Origin of the sequence: Pseudothermotoga sp. (assembly GCA_025060105.1) — a bacterium.
Lineage (GTDB): Bacteria > Thermotogota > Thermotogae > Thermotogales > DSM-5069 > Pseudothermotoga_A.
This window is the reverse complement of record JANXCS010000009.1, coordinates 16,794-36,512: the sequence shown is the minus strand read 5'-3', so window position 1 is coordinate 36,512 and position 19,719 is coordinate 16,794. Positions and strand designations below refer to the sequence as shown.

17 protein-coding genes are annotated in these 19,719 nt (G+C 46.4%); 9 read left to right on the top strand and 8 right to left on the bottom strand.

Annotation, left to right across the window (positions count from 1 at the left end; translation table 11 throughout):
• Positions 1-20: 20 nt before the first annotated feature.
• From dapF to NZ875_08480, 7 genes are read right to left on the bottom strand one after another with little or no spacing between them, the layout of a single operon-like run.
• On the bottom strand, positions 21-908 hold the full coding sequence (gene dapF / locus NZ875_08510; GenBank protein ID MCS7175775.1) for a diaminopimelate epimerase: 888 nt from the start codon (positions 906-908) through the stop codon (positions 21-23).
• Between the two features lie 5 nt (positions 909-913).
• The gene (locus tag NZ875_08505; protein MCS7175774.1) at positions 914-2,287 is read right to left on the bottom strand and encodes a hypothetical protein; all 1,374 of its coding nucleotides are present in this window, start codon (positions 2,285-2,287) and stop codon (positions 914-916) included.
• A gap of 15 nt (positions 2,288-2,302) precedes the next feature.
• Positions 2,303-3,595, bottom strand: coding sequence for an FAD-dependent oxidoreductase (locus NZ875_08500; GenBank protein MCS7175773.1), 1,293 nt, complete (start codon positions 3,593-3,595; stop codon positions 2,303-2,305).
• Positions 3,596-3,611: 16 nt separating this feature from the next.
• Positions 3,612-5,066: a hypothetical protein gene (locus NZ875_08495; GenBank protein MCS7175772.1), complete on the bottom strand. Its 1,455-nt coding sequence runs from the start codon at positions 5,064-5,066 to the stop codon at positions 3,612-3,614.
• Positions 5,067-5,068: 2 nt separating this feature from the next.
• Complete coding sequence (locus NZ875_08490; GenBank protein MCS7175771.1) at positions 5,069-5,506, bottom strand: hypothetical protein; 438 nt, start codon at positions 5,504-5,506, stop codon at positions 5,069-5,071.
• The gene (locus NZ875_08485) at positions 5,503-5,889 is read right to left on the bottom strand and encodes a RidA family protein (protein MCS7175770.1); all 387 of its coding nucleotides are present in this window, start codon (positions 5,887-5,889) and stop codon (positions 5,503-5,505) included. The genes NZ875_08490 and NZ875_08485 overlap by 4 nt, the downstream gene beginning before the upstream one ends.
• Positions 5,890-5,902: 13 nt before the next feature.
• On the bottom strand, positions 5,903-6,574 hold the full coding sequence (locus tag NZ875_08480; GenBank protein ID MCS7175769.1) for a helix-turn-helix transcriptional regulator: 672 nt from the start codon (positions 6,572-6,574) through the stop codon (positions 5,903-5,905).
• A gap of 192 nt (positions 6,575-6,766) precedes the next feature.
• Between NZ875_08480 and NZ875_08475 the strand changes: the two genes are divergently transcribed.
• From NZ875_08475 to NZ875_08455, 5 genes are read left to right on the top strand one after another with little or no spacing between them, the layout of a single operon-like run.
• Entirely contained in the window at positions 6,767-7,399 is a 633-nt protein-coding gene (locus NZ875_08475; protein ID MCS7175768.1) for a lactate utilization protein, read from the top strand.
• A 9-nt stretch (positions 7,400-7,408) separates the two neighbouring features.
• Positions 7,409-8,488 (top strand): M20 family metallopeptidase, encoded by a 1,080-nt coding sequence (locus tag NZ875_08470; GenBank protein MCS7175767.1) that lies wholly within the window; start codon positions 7,409-7,411, stop codon positions 8,486-8,488.
• Between the two features lie 4 nt (positions 8,489-8,492).
• Positions 8,493-9,875, top strand: a complete 1,383-nt coding sequence (locus tag NZ875_08465; protein ID MCS7175766.1) for a pyruvate carboxylase subunit B — start codon at positions 8,493-8,495, stop codon at positions 9,873-9,875.
• Positions 9,872-10,687, top strand: coding sequence for a 2-amino-4-hydroxy-6-hydroxymethyldihydropteridine diphosphokinase (gene folK, locus NZ875_08460; GenBank protein ID MCS7175765.1), 816 nt, complete (start codon positions 9,872-9,874; stop codon positions 10,685-10,687). The genes NZ875_08465 and folK overlap by 4 nt, the downstream gene beginning before the upstream one ends.
• Complete coding sequence (locus NZ875_08455) at positions 10,651-10,965, top strand: RNA-binding protein (protein ID MCS7175764.1); 315 nt, start codon at positions 10,651-10,653, stop codon at positions 10,963-10,965. The genes folK and NZ875_08455 overlap by 37 nt, the downstream gene beginning before the upstream one ends.
• 26 nt (positions 10,966-10,991) lie before the next feature.
• On the opposite strand, the gene NZ875_08450 is transcribed toward NZ875_08455, so the two are convergent.
• Complete coding sequence (locus NZ875_08450; protein MCS7175763.1) at positions 10,992-12,242, bottom strand: Glu/Leu/Phe/Val dehydrogenase; 1,251 nt, start codon at positions 12,240-12,242, stop codon at positions 10,992-10,994.
• A gap of 278 nt (positions 12,243-12,520) precedes the next feature.
• On the opposite strand from NZ875_08450, the gene malE reads away from it, so the two are divergent.
• The 4 genes from malE to NZ875_08430 are packed head-to-tail and all read left to right on the top strand — an operon-like array spanning position 12,521 to position 19,715.
• Entirely contained in the window at positions 12,521-13,696 is a 1,176-nt protein-coding gene (gene malE, locus NZ875_08445; GenBank protein ID MCS7175762.1) for a maltose/maltodextrin ABC transporter substrate-binding protein MalE, read from the top strand.
• A gap of 45 nt (positions 13,697-13,741) precedes the next feature.
• Entirely contained in the window at positions 13,742-15,457 is a 1,716-nt protein-coding gene (locus NZ875_08440) for an ABC transporter permease subunit (GenBank protein MCS7175761.1), read from the top strand.
• Complete coding sequence (locus tag NZ875_08435; GenBank protein ID MCS7175760.1) at positions 15,454-17,919, top strand: ABC transporter permease subunit; 2,466 nt, start codon at positions 15,454-15,456, stop codon at positions 17,917-17,919. The genes NZ875_08440 and NZ875_08435 overlap by 4 nt, the downstream gene beginning before the upstream one ends.
• Positions 17,916-19,715: a glycosyl hydrolase 53 family protein gene (locus tag NZ875_08430; protein MCS7175759.1), complete on the top strand. Its 1,800-nt coding sequence runs from the start codon at positions 17,916-17,918 to the stop codon at positions 19,713-19,715. The genes NZ875_08435 and NZ875_08430 overlap by 4 nt, the downstream gene beginning before the upstream one ends.
• Positions 19,716-19,719 lie beyond the last annotated feature (4 nt).

The window sequence follows — 19,719 nt, the reverse complement described above, 5'->3', positions numbered from 1 at the left end:
CACCTCACTTTTCAGTAGGCTCATTCTTTCCAAGCATCTGGAAGGATGTAGCCTTCGGCCACAGTACGGGCATCGCCTTGAAGATAGACATTGACGAACCGTTCATCGATCAATTCGAAACCGACTTTCAGTCTTCCACCCCTCACTTTCACCTGCACAGGCGGTTCGACACGACCGATCAGAAAGCAAACGATCGAAGACGCGACCGAACCAGTACCACAAGCGAGTGTTTCGTTTTCCACACCACGCTCATACGTTCTGACTGTTATGTTCGACCCATCAACGATTTTGATGAAATTCACGTTCGTACCTTTTGGGAAAACGTTCAAAGTGTATCTGATCTTTCTTCCCCATTCAAGTAATGTGCCATAGTCCATCGATTCGACGTCCTCTCTGAAGATCATCGTGTGTGGCACTCCAACTGTGGCGAAATGATACTCAACTGGTCCGAAACCAAAATCGTGTTTTTGAAACAGTTTGAAGTTGTCCAAACTCAGATCTGGAAACATGATGCGCACCTCATCATCCACTAAGAGTGCCTCGTGCACTCCAGAGATCGTTTCAAACTTCATCGCCTTACCTGCCACACCAATCATGTTCGCGAACCGCGCTATGCAGCGCGCACCGTTTCCACACATCTCTCCTTCAGAACCATCAGAGTTGAAGTACCTCATTTTGAAATCGACTGTGTTCGAATTTTCAAGTAGCATGAGTCCATCTGCACCTATGGATTTGCCTCTACGGCAAACCATCTTAACGAAGTGATTGATATCAAAATCTGCAAGGATGTTCTCTCTGTTGTCGATGACTATGAAATCGTTTCCCGCACCGTTCATTTTGAAAAATTTTATTTTCAATTGGCCACACCCCTTCGGAGAGGATGAAAAGGGGCGCTTGACGCGCCCCACATCGTTCACATGAGGATGATCGCAACGATCGTAGCGGCAACGTAGCCAAGGATGACCGGCATGAAGTTCTTTCTGGCGATCTCCTCCGGCTTAGTCTTGCACACAGCAGCGACAGCGATGAGTGCCCATGGAACGATCGTTCCCCCTCCACAGTTCACTGCGGTGAGCTGACCGAGAGCGGCCATGACGGATGTCTTCACCTTGGCGACTGGCGCCAAACCACCCGCGAGTGTTCCCATCAGCGGTAAACCGGAAAAGCCCGATCCATCCAAACCTGTGATAGCACCAATGACTGCTTGCATCGGGCCAACTGCGAACTTGTTCAAAGGCACTCTCTGAGCGAGTGCGTTCGCAAGATCGAACAACAGAGGTCTTCCAGCATCACCGAATATCTGTTTGGCTGCACCGCTACCCATATAGAACATAGCCGCGATAACGAAAACTGGCGCGAAAATCTTCACTCCGAACATGAAGCCCTCCCTAAGGAAGTCAGCTCCGATTTCGAATCCTTCTTTCTTGTACTGAGCGAGAGTGAACACGAACAAAAGCATTGCTGCAGTTCCACCGAGCAATGCTGTGGCATCTCCTCCACGCAATTTCAAAGCGAGCATCAGGACTATATCGATCAGGAAAGCGAGTGCGACTATTGCAGCCTCAGCTTTTGCGAATGTGCTGAATTCCTCTCTTTTACTCTTCATGACGCTCTCACCGAACAGTTCGATGTCTCTGCGGGGATCGTAGTTTCTGTTAGCTCTCATCGTCCAAAAATAACTCAATGGAATCGCAACGACTGCCCAAGCTATGATGAGGGGCACCATCGCGACCATGACTTCACCCACACCTATGCCAGCCGCTTTCGCCGTCAGAGTCGGTGCACCTTGGATGACGAAGTCGGTGGTGAGGGCCACACCGTAGGCGAACATAGCGATCGCCACACCAGCTCCGACCGGAGAAAGACCAGCACTGACAGCAACAGGGACGAGCAAGCTACCGATGAGCGCAACAGACGGTGTTGGCCAGATGAAGAGTGCAAGGATAGCTGTGATGATGCCGACAAACCAGAAAGCAGACTTCGGACCCTTGATAGGTTTACCCAAAGTTCTTATGAGCACTGCTGCAGCTCCACTCTTTTCCATCTGCTTGGACAAAGCCACCATGAGTGAGATGACCACGACGATACCGAGTAGCTCGACACCGGCCACGACGATGGCGTTGAACACGGACTGAATGGCGCCAATGAAAGATTTTGTCACAGCCCAGCCGATGAGCAACGAGCCGAGCAGACAGATCAGTGGTGTGTCTTTTCGCAGGAACATGGTGACGACGACCGCGACCATGAAGATGAGGTACAACCAGTGAGCCAACGTCAACTCCACCACGGACGGAGCACCCCCTCAAACTAGTTTGGTGTTGAAGATGTTCTTCAAACCAGCATTGTTAACCCTTTTTCTGATCTCTTCGACGTTCGTAGTATAGAGTCCCTTCTGAACCATCCTTTTGAAATAGATGGAACCTGAGAAGGTGTATTTGTACTGACGGCCCTCCTCTCTCTTCATTTCTGCGATCACGTGGTTCACAAAGTCACCGACGGCGAGTCCATCGGGGTATCTCAAAAGTTTTTCTCCCAGCGCCTTCCTCACGGCGTTGTGACCAGCCAAGGTTCCAGTGACGATCGCTTCCGTGTGACCCACCATGGCTCCAGCTTTTTCACCAGCACAAAACAGGTTGTCCACAGGACCTATCGCTTGAAGTTCGGGCGTGCAGTTGGCAAATCCAAAATATCTCATTGAATTGCCCTTTCCACCAGCGATCGGATCTTCGTATCGAGCCCTCTCCATGCCAGGCACTTTCCTGAGTCGTTCGAGTGGAAAGAATGGGGTCATCAGTTTCACAGGACCGGTGTCGAGCAGAACCAAATTCTCAAGGAACTCTTCTGAAGCGTATTGCTGACAAGCCTTCATACTGAGCAATTTTTCTTCTTCTCTGGCTTCTGGTGGTACTGGTATGAGTACACAACCTTTTTCTTCGAGTTCTTTCACTATGTCTGGGGCTATAGAATCTTTACACAACTTGCATGATCCACTCATGGCTCCAACAGTGCCGTCGGATTTTTTGCCGACCCACTCTTCGACCCCAACTTTAGTTGTAATGCTCACCCTAGGACCAAAGCTGTGGCATCTGAGTATACACATAGCGCAACCGTTACCGTATTTTGTGCAGTTGGCAGGAACAGCGGAAGTACCTGTCGCATCGATGAACACGTCTCCATGTATCGGTTCATGATCCTCGACAACGACACAGCTGATTTTTTTGCCTTCTCTTGCCACGTCTATGACACGTGCGTTAGTCAATATTCGAACGCCAAGGTTGGAGAGATATTCTCGAATGGCTGGTTCCATTCTGTAAACGTTGTACAAACTTACATGTTTGTGGCCGGGAAATTCAATGTTGGTGTGCGTGGTGCATTTGTCCATCACTGAAAAAATATCCGCACCCATCTCGAGCATTTCCTCTGCCGCGGTGAATCTACCGTTGTTTCTGAATATACCACCAACGAGCCCTGTTCCTAAAAGCATGTCTGCCCTTTCGAGCAGAATAACCTCGGCGCCAGCCTTACGTGCGGCCGCTGCGGCCGCACAACCACCCCATCCTCCTCCGACGACGACAACCTTCGGTGCCCGCACCATGACCCCCACCCTCTCGTCAGAGAACATTTGTATATTTTGCTACGATTTCTATCAACCTAACTAACCCTCTAACAGCGAGTCTCACTTTGTCTTCAATGATATCTCCATTTTCATCAGTTGTGCCGAGACCTAGTGAAACAAATATGTTTCCATCATATGCAATTGTTTGTACAATACCCATCGCGTCGGTTCCGATCTGGAGTATGTTGGTACCCGCGTACATATCTTCGATGGTGAATATCGGGAACGGTACACCTTTCTCCCAGCAATCATCGTAATTGATCTCCACAGCACCGGAGTTGTAACTCTTGGAGATCTTGAAAATATGCTTGATGCGTGAATCCATTTTGGAGAATTCTTCCAACGTGATTTCATAGAGTTTGTCCACGTTCTTTTTGAACTTATCAGCTTTGTTCTTCAAAGCTTTCAGTGCGGCGATGGCACCTGCGAGTGCTTCTTTACCTGGATCGAACGTCACGTAGGCTGCTTTCCCATAGCTGGACCAAGTTCCATACCTGTCACCGTGAGTGCCCATGGCTCTCCTGAGGGAGACCATCACGTCTTCTTTTCCAATGATCAAACCGCACGTCGGTGCACCTGCAGCTTTGTCCATACTGTAGGTCATCACCCAAGCTCCTATCTTTCTTGGATCCGTTCCGATGAACGGTACACCCCACGCGTTGTCCACTATGTATGGCACGTTCAATTCACTCGCAAGTTCTCCGAGCTTTTTCTGGAGTATCGGCACACCATCTTTGTCTTTCTCACCGTAACCGTAGCCAACGGTATCGTAACCGAGTGAGGAAAAACCTGCCAGTGTATCGATGTGTCGTTCTGCGATTTGTTCAATTTTCTTGAAGGTCTCTTCGGCCTTGACACCACTCAAGAGGACAGCAGGATGATACTTTATCCCGTGGACCGTGTAACGAGCTCCGACCATCGGGACTACGATCACATCGACGTTCTCAAGTCTCTTTCCATAGAATCCCAGTTCTCCGGCGGTGCAACCTCTGTCTGCAAAAACGTCCTTGTAGTGAGGTGGAAAAGGTCTACCATATCCGCCGTGATGGTGGAGGTGCCTCTCGTAGGGGATGATGTATCTAGTTCTGTACTTATCACCCCTACCAGTGAAAGGTGGTGAAACCAACACATCGAAGCTCAACCAGAGTGCCGCTTCGCATGTATTCACTAAGAGTGCATCGTAATCATCGCCATAGTGATCTTTGACTATATCTCTGATCTCATCAGCGAAGACCTTGTTCGGTATCACCTCACGGGCCACCGCACTGATAGCCTCGTCCACTTCTTTGGTGATGAGACCATGACAACCAGATATCGCACCTGTTAGACCGAACTTCCCTCTCCATTCTTGTGGGATCCCGATCTCATCAGCAGCTTTTCTTGCATCTTCCAAGATCTTTGGCAAAGATTGCTTCAAATGTCTGTACAGATGGTATCTGTACTTGAACATACTCATCCCTCCCTCTCAAAGACGATCACGTCTTGAAGTTCCAAACCGAGTTCTTCGCCGCTCACCAATTTCTCAGAACGTATGACGATGTTTTCGTGGTTGGGCATGTGTGTTTCGTCAAAACCTACCAGGGTGCCGATTTTCTCGCCACTACTGAGCTTGATCACATCTTGGAAAACGATCACTCCAGGCTGGACAATCTCTATGAAAGCGATGTAGGCAACCCGATTCACAGTTCTGCCAGGTGCGGCCTCCTCTTCATCGGTGACGAGCAACTCGTGGATTTCTCCAATTCTCAAGGCTCTCGAACGAGGATCTATCAGATTGAGACCTCTGTTTTCGAGTTTTCCCCTCAGAACCGCCACAACTTTTCCAACGACTGGTTGTTTTTTTGCGTAGGGATCGAATTTCAACATGCCAGCAGAGTATGGTTCTTTCATGCCTTTACCTCCTTGATAGCGATCACTTCAATTTCAACTTGTGCATCCCTTGGTAGAGCTGAAACTTCGACGAAAGACCTCGCAGGTTTGTGGTTCTGAAAATATTCACTGTAAACTTCATTGATCGCTGAAAAATTGGAGATATCTTTGGTGAACACAGTGACCTTCACAACGTCACTCAGTTGACATCCGGCTGCGGCCAAAATAGCTTTGATATTTTCAAAAACTCTTTTAGTCTGTTTTTTTATATCCCCATCGACCAGCTGACCAGTTTGTGGGTCGAGCGGTATCTGACCTGAAACGAAGACGAAACCGTTTGCTTCAATCGCTTGAGAATACGGTCCTATAGCCTTAGGAGCTGCATCTGTCTGAACGATCCTCATCGTGTACACCTCCTCAGATCATTATCGAATCATTTTTTCTTCTTGCTTCCCTCAGGTACGCATACACTGTGAATTTCGAATTTCCAAGTTCTCGTGCGAGCATCTCGACGGCGCCTTTCAGCAAGAAAAAACCTTTCTCGTCGAGTTTTTTGATGACAGCTAGTTTCTCTTCCCTGCTCGCAAACCTCAGGGGTTTTCCTGTCAAACTCTTGATTTCCTGCATGGCCTCTGCCAAGAGTTCGTCGACTTTACTTGCAAACTTTTCTTCTTTCGTCCCAGCTATCTCTTCTAGATTCTGAAGCTTCAAAAATTGTTCTATGAATTCTTTCACTGCGGTTGCTTTGGTCGTATCGTAGTTGATGCACAAAAAACCTATCGTCGTGTTGAATTCATCTCTGATGAAAACTGTGGTGGAGCGAAGTTTCCTGCCATCGTTCGTCCTAGTGAGATAGTTAGCCACATAATCCACATCTCTGAACCTCGGTGATCTGAGCAGGTACAATCCAAAATCAGTTAGGGGTGAACCAACGTTTCTACCCGTGATGTGTCCATTTTCTATGGCCACCACGGAATGTTCTGGATCGGAAACATCGTGTAAGACCACTTCACAATCTGGCCCCAACGTCTCCGCCAAAGCTTTCACCAATGGTACGAATGCCTTGAGAATTGGATGCAGTTTCTTCACCATGATCCCTCCCCATTATACAACTTATTGATATCTCATACAAATTTTTGTTGTAGATGATACAACAAATTATTTTAAGGTACAGCGAGATCTTTCATGATATTCAAACACAAAAGTCGATATTTTGGAAGAAATCACGGAAAAATCGTCGGAACTTACCTGTGAGATAATCCTTCATAGGAGGTGTTGTCGATGAGGACAGAACTTTACAGATTCAAATACGAATCGCTCTGCAACATGGTCAAACCGATCCTCGAAAAGAAGGGATTTGAGGTTTACATCGCTGAGGATGAGAAACAGATACTACAGATCATTGAAAAACTCATACCAGCAGGTTCAACTGTGAGTTCAGGTGGTTCGGTCACTCTTTCTGAAACTGGTGTGATAGATCTTTTGAGGTCTGGAAAATACAGCTTTTTGGATAGATACAATGCACCCGATAGGAGGGCTGTCGAACTGGAAGCTTTTAAATGCGATTATTATCTTTGTAGTGTCAATGCTATAACGATGAACGGCGAGCTGGTTTTCATGGACGGTGGTGGAAACAGGGTTGCGGCGGTGACGTATGGTCCGAAGAACGTGATCATCGTTACGAGTGCGAACAAGATCGTGAAAGATCTCGATGCCGCACGAGAGCGAATCAGATACATAGCACCTATGAACGCGAAAAGATTGTCTCTCACGACACCGTGCGCTGTGACGGGAATTTGTCAAGATTGTGATTCACCTAGAAGAATCTGCAGGCATTATCATGTGGTATTCGACTCGAGGAATCAACCTGGAAGGATCAAGATCATCCTCTCTTTGAAGGAATTTGGATTGTGAGTGGTTGAAATGGAGAAAAGATGGCTCGATTTGTTTGAAAGACTCGTTAACATCGATACTGGCTTCGATTTGGATGTGGAAACGAAGCTCTCTAGAACTCGGTTCGTGATGGATTCTTTGAAAAAACTTGGCTTTGAAGTACACGAGGAGAAGGCAGCACACGTTGCTGAGAAAGGCCAGCCGCCCTATTTGACGCTGATAGGTCACCTCGATACGGTTTTCAAAGAGGGTGAAGCCATCAGAAGGCCGTTCAAGGTAGAAAACGGTGTGGCAAAAGGCCCGGGTGTCGCTGATATGAAGGGTGGCGTGATCGTTTTATTGGCGACGGTTGAGGAGGCTTTGAAAGAGAATTTGGATGGTTTGTGCGTCGTTCTCAACGTTGATGAAGAACTCGGTTCGAAGGAAAGTAGAAACACGTTTGAAAATTATGCCAGAAAGAGCGTATGTTGTCTTTCGTTCGAACCTGGAGGCATCAACGGAGAGATCGTCACTTCAAGAAAGGGTATAGCTTCTCTCGATATCGTTGTTAAGGGAGTTAAAGGGCACGCCTCGAGATTGGAAGAAGGTGCCAATGCTATCGTTGAAGCCTCGCACAAAATCTGTCAAATCTATTCCATGAACGGAATTGTGGGAAGTTTGAGTGTCAATCCGACGATCATCAACGGTGGAGAAAAGTCGAACATAACACCGGATCTATGTAAAGTTTACTGTGATGTGAGATTTTCGAGCAAACAAGAACTGAAAGAGTTTGAGAAGAAACTCGCTGAAATAACCCGAACGAGTTTCGTAGAACGCACCACGTGTGAGTACAATCTCAATGAAAGAAGACCCGCTATGAGTTTCATGGAAGAAATGAAGCAAGCCCTCGAAGAAGTTTTCCAGAGACTGGGTAAACGCTATGAATTTGAGCATTCAAGCGGAGGAGCGGACGGGGCTTTCTTCACGGCGCTGGGCGTGCCAACGCTGGATGGTCTCGGTTTGTGCGGTGGAAGGTTTCATTCAGAAGAAGAGTTCGCGTTCATTCAAAGTTTCGATGAACGCGTGAAGCTATCTTTGGAACTGCTGAGATATTTCGACGAAAGGAGGTGACGCTATGAAGTTCGTCGATACGACTCTGAGGGATGGACATCAATCGCTCATCGCGACACGCATGTCCATCAACGATATGTTGCCCGCACTCGAGGCCATGGACGAGGTTGGTTTCTATTCACTCGAAATGTGGGGCGGAGCCACGTTCGATGTGGCTGTGAGGTTTCTCAACGAAGATCCTTGGGAAAGGTTGAGAAAGATAAGAGAAAAGATCAAAAATGCCAAGTTACAAATGCTTTTAAGGGGACAAAATCTGGTTGGGTATAGACACTACGCGGATGACACCGTCAGACTCTTCGTTAGAAAGATGGCGGAAAACGGGATGGACATAGTCAGGGTCTTCGACGCTCTGAACGACGAACGTAACCTCGTCATCGCCGTGGAAGAAGCAAAAAAGTGTGGTATGCATGTGCAGGGAGCGATTTCCTACACTGTGAGCCCTGTGCATACACTTGAGTACTATTTGAATTACGCAGAAAAGCTCGTTGAAATGGGCGTCGATTCCATATGTATAAAGGACATGGCAGGTTTACTCACACCTCAAGATGCATACAAGCTCGTTAAAGCTCTCAAAGAACGCTTTGCAATAATTGTGGATGTGCATTCTCATTGTACTTGCGGATTGGCTCCCCTCACATACCAATCCGCCATTGATGCTGGGGCTGACATCATAGATACGGCACTTTCTCCTTTCGCGCTTGGAACTTCTCAACCCCCATTCGAGCCGATTTACTATTCGCTCAGCAAAGAAGGTTTAGTCCCACCGCCGAAATGGGAACTACTCTCTTTCTTGAACGAACATTTCTCGAAGGTCAGACAGAAATACGCAGACTACGATGTGAAGATGTTGACTGTGGATGCCAGGGTGCTATACGCACAAGTTCCTGGTGGTATGTACTCGAACATGCTGAAACAGTTGCAAGAACAAAAGATGCTCCACAAACTCCACGAGGTCCTCGAAGAAATACCAAAGGTTCAGAAAGACTTGGGATATCCTCCTCTCGTCACACCTACCAGTCAGATCGTTGGTGTGCAGGCTGTGCTCAACGTGATGACCGGTGAAAGATATGCAAAGGTTACCCGTGAAGTGAAAGACTACGTGAAAGGATTGTACGGAAGACCTCCTGCACCGATCGATCCAGAACTGGTGAAAAAGATCTTGAAGGACGAGAAACCCATAGACGTTAGGCCGGGAGAACTCATTGAACCAGAGGTGGAAAAAGCAAGAAAACAAATCGGCTTACTCGCGAGGAACGATGAGGATCTTTTGATATACATCATCTTGGGCGAAGTCGGCAAAAAATTCTTACAGAAGCGATATTTCGATCAGTTGAAAGTCGATCTGGAGCTCGTCAAAGAGTTAGAAGCTCCCGTTCATCCGGTATGATCCTTGGTATCGGTGTCGACGTTGTTGAAACAAACAGATTGGACGAAAAGATCGCTGTTAGAATTTTGGGCGAAAAAGAATTCGAAGAGTACCATCGTGCGAGTGACAAAAAGCAATTTTTAGCCTCTCACTTTGCCGTGAAGGAAGCTTTCTTCAAAGCTTTAGGTACAGGTTTGAGAGATTTTTCTTTCAAAGAGGTAGAGCTCGTGCACGATGATCTGGGAAAACCCGTTCTTATTTTCCACAGGGATGTCCATTTTAACTTTGCACACGTGAGTTTATCGCACGATGTCTTCACCATAGCCATGGTCGTACTTGAAAGGAGCGAGGGTCACATCTATATCGCACTTGGTTCCAACGTTGGTGATAGGTTGAGGAACATCCAAAACGCGTGTCGCTTGATGGAAGAATTTGGCATTGAGATAATCAAAACCTCACCGATTTATCTGACGAAACCGTACGGTTTTTTGGAACAAACAGATTTTCTCAACTGTGTGGTCGAGGTAAAAACCGATTTGACGCCGTTTCGACTACTTGAAGTGCTTTTAGAGGTAGAAAAACAGCTTGGAAGGACTAGAAAGCAAAGGTGGGGACCGAGAACCATAGATCTAGACATCGTGCTGTTTGGAAATCTGGTTTTGAAAACAGAAACGCTGACGATACCCCACTACGATTTGATCAATAGACAGTTTGTCTTGAGACCGCTCTTGGATTTAGCTGAACTCAGACATCCAACGGAAGGTGAGCTGAAAAAATTTTTGAAAGAAGGTGAAGAATGCCAACTAGTGACGAGGAACTGGTACAAGAATTGATGCAAATTGAAATAGAACTCGACAGAGCCTTAGAGCAAGAGGACTTCGAACGTATGAACTTACTTTTGGAGCAGAGAGAATTTCTACTGAAATCTCTTTCAACTGTTCCTGAAGAACTTGCAGAATCAATAATTCAAGCTGATAAAACGAGGCTTGAAAAGATGAACGCATTGCTCGAAAAATTCAAAAATCAAGCCTTACAGATTCGAACGTCACAGCAAGCCTTAAAAAGTTACTCCACCAATCAACGGCAATCCAATTTCGATGAAAGAAAGTGAAAGCGGGGCATAAGCCCCGCTTTCGTTCATGGATAGATACCTCTCAGTTTGACTGCTTTCGCCACCCGATCGATCGCTACGATGTAGGCTGCCGTTCTGAAATCTGTGTTGTATTTTTCTTTAGTCTTCGCAACTTCTGCGAAAGCGGCTTTCATCATTTTTGCGAGTTTCGTTCTGACGTCGTCGATGTCCCAGAAGAAGGATTGTAGATCTTGCACCCATTCGAAGTAAGATACAGTTACACCACCTGCATTGGCTAGAATATCAGGTATGACAGTTACTCCCTTGGAGCGAAGAATCTTGTCGGCAGTCGGAGTGATAGGTCCGTTTGCACCTTCGACGATGAGCTTAGCTTTGATCTTGTCGACGTTTTCCTCGGTGATCGCATTCTCTAGGGCTGCCGGAATGAGTATGTCCACATCTAACTCGAACAGTTCTTCGTGTTTGATTTTCTGAGCCTTCGGATAACCATCGATGAGGCCTTTGTTGCTGTCTCTGTAAGCGATCAAATCGTTGATGTCCAGCCCGTTTGGATCGTAATAAGCTGCAGAAACATCGCTGACGGCTACGATTTTTGCGCCAAAATCTTCGTGCAGTATCTTTGCAGAGAACGATCCGACGTTTCCAAAACCTTGTACTGCCACCTTCGCTTTGGAAATGTCTTTACCCAAGAGTTTGCATGCTTCAGCCGTCACCACAGCAACTCCTCTACCCGTCGCTTCGTTCCTACCCACTGATCCCCCGAGTTCCACAGGTTTACCCGTCACGACACCGAGTGCGGTGTAACCAACGTGCATGCTGTAGGTATCCAGATACCATGCCATGACCTGGGGGTTGGTGTTCACATCGGGTGCAGGAATATCCTTGTGTGGACCGACGAACTGTGATATCTCGAAGAAGAATCTTCTGGAGAGCCTCTCAAGTTCGTTTCTGGAAAGTTTACTCGGATCGACCTTGACTCCGCCTTTTCCACCCCCATAGGGTAGATTCAGCAGAGAGCATTTCCAAGTCATCCAGAACGCGAGCGTTTGGACTTCGTCAAGGGTCACGTTTGGGTGATACCTTATGCCACCCTTGGCTGGTCCAAGCGCCGTGTTATGCTGGCAACGATAGCCAACGAACATTTCCACTCTACCATCGTCCATCAGTACTGGGAATTCAACGATTATTGTGCGCTGAGGCCTTTCGAGGAACCTTTGAATGTTGGGATCGAGTTTCATGACACCGGCTGCTTGTCTGAAGACCTCGAGCGCCTGTTCATAAAGTGATTTTTCCATTTTAAAACCTCCTCTCACGTAGGGTGAATGGGTCGCTCGGTTCGATTCGTGAATTAGTTCACAACTTCATTCTACCATCACCTTACTGAATCATGAAAATCCAATGAAACGCCGTTTTCGCCACCATTCGAGTTTTTTTCATCAAAAAACTCGTTACTCTTATTCCATTCGCACTCGCTCTTAAGTATGCGCAGGTATGCTCCTTCTGTTAAATAGTCTTTGCCAAACTTGACTATGTCACGTCCAAAGTGCTAAGCTAATTTGACGGGGGTGATGTTGTGAGGAAATTTTTAGTTTTGAGCATGATCTTGATCACATTCCTAGCTTTCGCACAACCAAAACTGGTGATTTGGTGTTCAGAAAAGCAAGTGGACATACTTCAAAGGCTCGGTGAAGAGTTCAAGGCGAGGTACGGCGTGATGGTCGAAGTTCAGTACGTGAACTTTCCAGACATCAAACCAAAATTCCTAACGGCGGCACCAGAGGGACAAGGTGCGGACATCATCGTCGGTGCACACGACTGGGTTGGAGAGCTTGTTGCGAACGGCTTACTTGAACCGATCCCAAGTTTTGCCGAACGAAACCAATTCTTCGACAGTGGTTTGAGTGCCTTCTCTTATGGGGGTAGACTCTATGGACTTCCTTACGCACTGGAAGCCATAGCGCTCATCTATAACAAAGACTACGTGTCAAAACCTCCCAAAACGGTGGAAGAAATGATCAAGATCGCTAGGCAGATCGATGTCGAATTCGGTCGGGGTGTCAGGGGACTAGTCTTCCCAGTGACGACGTTCTATTATGCGGTTCCGTTCATCTTCGGTTATGGTGGATACGTCTTCAAAGACACACCGACGGGGCTCAACGTCAAAGATATCGGTCTTGCCAACGAGGGTGCCATCAAAGGTGCCAGGCTCATAAAACGTTTTGTGGATGAAAAGATCGTTGATCCGGCTGACAACTATCAAATCATGGATTCGATGTTCAAAGAAGGTAAAGCAGCCATGATCATCAACGGTCCTTGGGCTATAAAAGACTATAGAGACGCTGGAATAGACTATGGTGTTGCTCTGATCCCCGACATGGAACCTGGTTTGGTCGCTAAGCCGTTCGTCGGTGTGCAAGGATTCATGGTCAATTCCAAGTCACCGAACAAATTGCTCGCTCTAGAGTTCCTGACCAACTTCATCGCCAAGAGAGACACCATGTACAGACTGTATCTGGCTGACCCAAGGTTGCCTGCTAGAAAGGACGTGCTGGAACTAGTGAAAGATAATCCCGATGTCGTCGCGTTCACTCTGAGTGCTGGTAACGGTATACCCATGCCCAATGTGCCTCAAATGGGTTTTGTGTGGGGCGCGATGGATGACGCTCTGAATTTGATCGTCAACGGGAAAGCCACACCGGAAGAAGCGATGAAGAACGCTGTAGAAAGAATCAAAGCCCAGATTCAGTGAACTCGACCCGGGGCAGAGCGCCCCGGGTTTTTCGAGGTGAAATGAGTGCACGGTTTTGGAAAACTTTTGGGCTTGTTTTTTGTTGGACTGTTGAATGTTTTCTTTTTCTGGATCGCATTCTTCCTTTTCGGTAACGCTTACTATGCTCTCGGCACACTGTTCATAGTCTTGGTGATGCTGATAGATTTTTTCATTTTCAATCCAAGAGGTTATCCTTACAGATACGTCGCTCCCGCACTGGTTCTGCTAACCGTACTCGTGATCTATCCAATCTATTTCACGATCAAGACAGCCTTCACTAACTATGGGACAGGACATTACATGTCCAAAGAAGAAGCGATAGAGAGACTCCTTTACGATCCGGTGTACACTTACCAGGTTGAAAATGACTCGGTTGAGTACAAAGTTTTTGTTGCTTACGATGGGTTCACCGCATCTCACGATGACTTTTTGATCCTTTTTAAAATCGACGGTGAATTGTTCGTGGGAGAAAAACCTTCGCCCGTTAAGAGGAAAGGAAAGGATGTTCTGCTGAGTGAAGCTCAGCTCACACTGGTCAAAGGTTCGGCTTATCAACTGGTTCCGCAGTCCAACGAGTTGGCACAGATCAGAATGATTCTTCTGGGAGAAAAGACTTACAAAGCTTTCTATTCACCGCGCGAAGAATTCTTGAAGGTCAACGAACCGACTTTCAAAAGTCGTATTGGGCAGATCCATCTTCACAGATCCGATTATGTTCATCCGAGTGGAAACAAATACGCGTTGAGGATGGATCGAACAGGCGAATGGAGTTTCGTTAGAATCGAAAGGTTGTACAGACTCGATCTGCTTCAAACAGCTGAAGATGGAAAGCCAAAGACGAAGGTAGTTGTTGTTAACAACAGAACGAACAGGCCGTTGATCGAAAAGGAAGGTTCTTTCTACGATGTGAACGAGAATGGTGAAGAAGTTTACCTCATAGGTTACATAGATTTCGTGGGATGGAAAAACTTTTCAAGGGTTTTGAAAGATCCAAGGATAGCTGGGCCTTTCTTGAAGATCTTCGCTTGGACATTTGTCTGGGCGGTGTTGAGCGTAATTGTGTCTCTCGCGGTTGGTTTACCGTTCGCACTCGTTTTGAACGATCCGAAGTTGAAGGGGAGGAACATTTACAGAACTTTACTCATCGTTCCATGGGCGATCCCTGTGTTCATATCGGCGCTCGTGTGGAGGAACGGCCTTTTGAACGAAAGCTATGGGGTCATAAACAAATTTTTGCTACCCGCTTTGGGTTTACCGGCACTCAGATGGATGAACGATCCCTTCTGGGCGAGGGTCGGGGTCATTCTGGTGAATGTCTGGCTCACCTATCCTTACATGATGACTATATCGCTCGGAGCACTTCAGGGTATACCCTACGAACTGTATGAAGCTGCAATGATCGATGGGGCTGGCAAATTTAAGCGTTTTTGGAACATCACTTTCCCGTTACTCATGACGGTGATCGCTCCCTTGCTCGTGAGTAGCTTTGCTTTCAGTTTCAACAACTTCACGATCATTTACCTCATCACGGGGGGAGGACCTCCCATACCCGGATCCACCACACCCACAGGATACACAGACATCCTCATCTCTTATGTGTACAAGCTTGCCTTCCAAGCTGGTACAGGGCAGGACTTCGGTCTAGCAGCAGCCATATCGATTTTGATTTTCTTCCTTGTGGGTGGCATCAGCTATTTCAATTTCAGATTCTCTGGTGTCTTCGAAGAGGTGGGAAAATGAGATTTCACGTACATCTGATATTGATTTTCTTGATCGTAGTCATCCTCTTTCCAACCGTTTGGGTAGTGATGACTTCTCTGAGAAGAGATGAAGCCGCGTTCTCGACGGATCTCTTCTCCAGCAGACTCACATTTCAAAATTACATAGACCTCTTATTGCCGGAGCAGAATGTGCCAATACTCATCAAAGAACTCCAAAATCTCGTTGCTCGGGTGAAACCTTACGACAGAATGAGCTTTGAGCAGGTTCAGAAAAAAGCGAATGAACTGCTGAAAAAGTTGAGAAGATACATAAACGAATCGAACAGGTTGAACGAATCTGCGAGGGCTTCTTATGATGAGATAGTGAAGCTCCTTGGTGCAAAATCAGATTCAGTGAAGACGAGTGTTTCGAATGATCTGCGCCAAGTTGAAATGGATGTTGAACGAGTTTTGAACGAGCTGAAGATCGATCAAAACGAGATGGCTTTCGTACTCTATGAAGCGTTAGCCAAAGAAAGGTTCAATTCAGAATTGGAAAAATCTCTCCGCCCAGTGGTAAAAGAGATGATGAATTTCGATGTTCTGAGTGAAGAATCTTATTTGCTCGCACTCGAGCAGTTGAGATCGACCTATGAAAAATTGGGTGGAATTTCGTTGGAAGAGTTGAAAACAATCTCTTCGCAGATTTCCTCGCTCAATGGTGAAATAGGAAATATTATGAAAATTTCACAACCTTTGGAAAGGTCCGTCATCGAAACACAACTTTTGTTGAAAAAAGATGTTCTCAGTGAGGTACGTTCTGTAACTGATGCAGTGTCTGCATTAGTCAAGATGAAGGATTCCTTAGTTCAAACCTCAATGGTGAGTGTTCTTCCCATTGATGATGCTATTTTTCTGCAGAGTGCAGAAACTCTAAGTCTCAGGTTGAAGGATATGGCGTCATCGATGGAAAATTTTGAAGATCTTTCAGAGCTTCGGAGTATCGTTGTGGATTTGGCCACAAAGCTTACCCATCTTGCAGAGGTTGACGAGCAATACAGAGCCTTGAAAGCTTACAGTGATATGGTGAAAACTTATTTAGAGATCAAGCCAAAACTTGAACGAATATGCGATGATCTTCAATCACTCTTCGAACGTTATCAAGACGACATCTCGAAATTGGCCGAGCTGAACAGAACGTTGAACGAGAAGAAAACCGAACTAGCGCAGCTGAATCAACGGTTGAATGAATTGCAGCAAGAGAAAGCCTCTCTCGAGACGAAGTTGAAGGAAGAGCGAACATGGTTACAACTTTATCTCTTTCGCAATGACTTGAGGGTGAGGATTTCCACCGTCGAAGCGATCAAATCTCTATCGAGAGTCGATCTTCAAAGGTATTCGGCCGTTCTGACTTGGCTCAGAAATTTCGCCAATTCTTATGAACCTGATGACAGAGTCAAGCAAAGTGTGCGGAAGGCCATTGATGATCTGAGATGGATCGAGGAGTACAGAACGTTCGTCTTGCGTTTCGAGAATTACTCTAGAAATTACGATCAAACGTTGAAAGAGTTCGATCGAACGTTGAATGACTTTGAAAAAATTTACGATAAGCTCTTAGTCTTATCTCAGAGTGGTGTTTTTGTTAATTCAGAGCATCTCACAAGGTTGCTCGATCTGGTGAAACTGGATTTCGTCAACAAGGTTCGAGCGGACCTTTCAGTCGTTTCCAGAAGGGTAGGAACTTTAATAAAGATTTGTCCTTTTTCGGAGATGGAAAAGTTTTATCGTGATATAGACAAGCGTTTGTTCAGGATAGATCAAATATGGAAAGAGAAAATGAAACACTACTTTGGACGATGGGTGCTGAACTCCATAATCGTTTCGGTGATCGTTGCTCTCATAACTACCTTCGTCTGCGCCACGGCAGCTTATCCATTCAGCAGGATGAGGTTCGTAGGCAGAAGGTACGGCATACTCAGCTTTCTGCTCATTCAGATGTTTCCTGGCGTGATCTTCATGATCGCGATATACAACTTGCTCAATTTCCTTGGAAAGTACATACCCCTCCTTGGTATCGACACCATAGGAGGACTCGCTTTGGCTTACCTTACGAACATCGCGTACAACGTTTATCTCATAAAAGGTTTCTACGATCTCATACCTGCTTCACTCGAAGAGGCTGCCATAGTTGATGGGGCGACAAAATTTCAAAGTTTCTACATGATAGTGTTGCCACTCGCTAGACCGATCCTCGTTGTGGTCTTCTTGCTAGTTTTCATCGGTACCTTCAATGAGTACGTCGTTGCAAGGATCGTGCTACAAAACGTTAGAAATTATACTTACGCTCTGGGGCTGCAATCTTTCGCTGTTGGACCTTATGAAACTGAGTGGGGATTGTTCACCGCGGCCGCTCTACTTGGAATGTTACCGATGGTCATACTGTTCTTGTCCATGCAGCGATATCTCGTCAGTGGCTTAACGAGAGGAGCTGTGAAGGAATGAGAAAGGTGTGGAAAGTGGGTGCTTTGATGGTGATCTTACTCGTCAGTTCGGCGATCGCCTCTGAAAGAGAGTTCATTTTCGGTGTCGACGTGTCCATGCTACACGAGATCGAAAAATCCGGTGGAATTTTCTACGATGGAGACGCAGCTAGAGATTGTCTTGAGATTCTAAAAAGTCGTGGTGTCAATTGGATAAGGCTCAGGATTTGGAACGACCCGACGGATGAGAATGGAACACCCCTGGGTGGTGGAAATTGCTCCCATGTGAACATGGTTGAGATAGCGAAGAGAGCGAAGAATCTTGGAATGAAAGTTTTGATCGATTTTCATTACAGCGACTGGTGGGCAGATCCTGGGAAACAGAACAAACCGAAGGCGTGGCGAAACCTTCACGGTGAAGAGCTGAAAGAAGCCGTGTACAAGTATACAAAATTCGTGCTCGATTACATGAAAAGCAAAGGTGTGCATGTGGATATGGTGCAGGTTGGAAACGAACTGAACAACGGTTTTCTATGGCCCGATGGGCAGATATCGGGTCCTGGTGCGGGAGGATTCAATGAATTTGCCGAGCTTTTGAAATCTGCAGTGAAAGCTGTTAGAGATTTCGATCCAAACATTCGCGTGGTGGTGCACCTTGCCGATGGAGGAAACAATTCTTTGTACAGATGGTTTTTCGATGAGCTTTTAAAACGCAACGTTGATTTCGACATCATAGGCGTTTCCTTCTATCCTTATTGGCACGGAACGCTCTTGGAACTGGCCTTCAATTTGAACGATATCGCTGCGCGGTACGACAAAGATGTTCTAATTGTGGAAACTGCTTACGCTTGGACCTTGGAAGAAGCAGACGGTCATCCCAACATCTTCGGTGATGAAAAATTACAATGGTTGGCGGGCTATAAAGCCACCGTCAAAGGGCAAAAGAGTTTTCTGAGAGACCTTGTGAAAGTCTTGAAACAGGTTCCGAACAACAGAGGCCTTGGCTTTTTCTACTGGGAAGGTGCTTGGATACCAGTCAGAGGTGTTGGATGGAAAACTGGTGAAGGAAATCCTTGGGAAAATCAAGCACTTTTCGATTTTCATGGTCGTGCTCTGGAAAGCTTGAACGTGTTCGAAGAACACGAAGAAAAAGTCGAGATAGCTGAGCTTTTTCCGATATTGATTGAAACGATCGTTGGACAAAAAATCGATTTGCCTGAGAAGATCAAAGCGCTGTTCTCCGACGATTCTGTGAGGTTGGTTCCTGTAACTTGGCAAGTGGAACTCGAGAAATTGAAAGAGGCTGGAGAGTACGTAATAGCTGGAAAAATCGTTGATTATGATAAAGTCGTTCAAGCAAAGTTGATCGTACGAGAGCCATACAACTATATGGTGAATGCGAGCTTCGAAACGGGATCTTTCGATCCGTGGATCGTTGAGGGTGATCGGCAAGCTGTGAAGGTGGTGCGCGCCAATCCCCCGCAGAACGCGCGTCATGGTGTCTACGCCGTCAACTATTGGCTCGACAAACCTTTCGAGTTTGAGATGTACCAAACTGTATATGGACTTGCTGAGGGAACGTACAAACTGTCGATGTGGATTCAAGGTAGCGGTGGGGACGACGTAGAATTGAGTGTCAGTGAACATGGTGGAGAATTCAAATCTCTCAAAGTGACCAACAGAGGCTGGCTCCAGTGGAACCATCCGACGATGGAATTTTACGTAACGACTGGTAAGGTCAAAGTCAAACTGCGTGTGAAAGGAAAAGCTGGCAATTGGGGCTGGTTAGATGAGTTTCAATTGATCAGGATCAAATGAATTT